The 2,005-nt window shown below is 60.2% G+C and carries 1 protein-coding gene; it reads right to left on the reverse strand.

Features of this window, described 5'->3' with window-relative positions:
- Positions 1 to 1,964, reverse strand: a 1,964-nt coding sequence (locus tag ACW9H9_RS28485) for a LysM peptidoglycan-binding domain-containing protein (protein ID WP_457370555.1), incomplete at its 3' end; no start/stop codon positions are given.
- Positions 1,965 to 2,005: the final 41 nt, after the last annotated feature.

Raw genomic sequence — 2,005 nt, forward strand, 5'->3', positions numbered from 1 at the left:
CCGGGCGACGTCATCACCCGAAACAACCCCGAAGCCAAGTAACTAAACGCATCCTGTGTCACACCCAACAAGTGCCGGTAATCCATATCAGCCAGGGCATTACAAAACAGCAACACCAACTTCCCAACCTGTTCAATGTCCACCACCGTGCCAAACCCGCCCCCCGCACCGGGGCCTAAAACAAGCGAGGCTTTGCAGTTAATCGCTAACCTATCGTTCGCAATACTGATCCCAAACTCGCCACTGCCGCCCACACCCCAGGCGACGTTGCCTTCCATCTTGACCTCAGCCAACTTGACCCAATTGCTGCTGGCATTGGCCTGACCCGCAATGATTTTTCCGGTGCCGTATTTATCCGGCTCAACCCAATCAAAGGACCCGCTCAGGGCACCTCCGGCTTGAGCGCCGACGAAACCCTCGCACTTGACACCGATATTGCCGCTGCGGCCGACCTCCAAGGTCGGTGTGCCCAGCAACGCCGTCGCCCCTGCCGGGGTTTCCGTCGGTTTGTATTGGGTCTGAACCCCCGCTTCAACCTGGCCCTTGACGCCGGTAAAGCACGACAACGCCAACGTGCCACTCAGGCGAAACACGCCAAAGGGGCGCCGCACTTCCTGGCCCAAGGCGTTGCGGTAGGCCATGTTGGCGACATAGCCGCCTTGACTCGGGAAATACCGATTCAGCGACCCGCTGGCTTCGCCAAATGAGAACGTGGCGCTGCTTTTGACCCCGACATCGATGTTGCCCTCCTTGGGGTTCCAGTTGTTCACCCCGGCACTGGCACTGGCGGCAAAGCGCCAGGCGTGCGCCTCTGCCGACACCGCATAGGGCACGGCATCGCGCTCACCCATCGTCCAGCTCGCCTCGCGGTGCAAGGCGTTGAGCAGGTTGTCCTCTTGGCTGGTCCAGCTGCTGATCTTCAGTTCAAGGCCGCCCAGGACGCTCGTTTTGCGCCCCGTGCCAATCGCCTGCCGGATGTCTTTGATCAGGTCGGTGGCGAGTTGTCTGTTGAACGGCTTGCCCGCCATCACCCGAAGGGGGACGCGGGTGATCCACAGGGTGGTATCGCGGTACGCCATTGGAATGTAGTGACGGCGAGTCGGATCGCTGAACAGGATGATTTCGACGATGTCGACGCCAGTTTTGCTGTGTATGCCTTGCTGTTTTTCAACACCGACCGCTTTCTGCGCGCGCTTCAGGTCGGGCCCTGCGCTGCTGGCAGAGGTCGAGCTGTGTGGCGACTCCGCGCGCTTTTGCGTCGCCAGTGTGGCGCGCAGTGTGCCGATCTCCCGATCCAGTTCCAGGACTTTCCTGGCCTGCAAAGACGTCCAGTTACTCTCGAATCGCGTTGTTGCGAAAAAACCGGGGGCGTAGTCCTGATACCAGTCGCGTGCTTGCTGCAAGGTTGCGAGGTCTTCCTGCAGGCGTTGGGCCGCGCTGAGGGAGGGCGCCGTGGCCGCTCGAGGCTTGGGGTCGCGCGTCAGCACCCCGGCCTCTTCGGCCTTGATCGACCAGGCCTCCTTGACACACTGGGCGCAGGGGCAGCTGGCTTCAGGGTCTTGAAGTGTCTTGCACGGCATGTCGGCGGGAACCGTGCTCAGCGCTTGGTGCAGTTCATCCATCAGCGTCTGAACGGCGCTGATTGCTTTTTTCAGCGCGTTGGACTGTTGTTCGGTCAACACATAAAAGTGCGGTTCGCCGGTAATGTGGACGACATCGACCAGTTCCTGCTGGCATTCGGGTTGCCCCCTGAGCGTGGTCCAGCTCGTATTGTTCGCATGCATTGGCGGCGGCAGTTCAGGTTTTGGCGCGGCACCGGGAAGCTTCAACGCCCAACCGGGGCAGATGTGGTTGGGGTCTTTAATGATGGGGTTAAGCGCCTGAATTTCAGCGGCCTTTACGCCATGTCGCCGGGCAATTTCCCCCAGTGTGTCGCCACTTTTAACGGTGTAGGTGCTGCTCATTGATCATCGTCCTTGACCGTGCGGGTAGCGTTAACGTGTTT

This window comes from Pseudomonas sp. SDO5215_S409 (assembly GCF_054071325.1).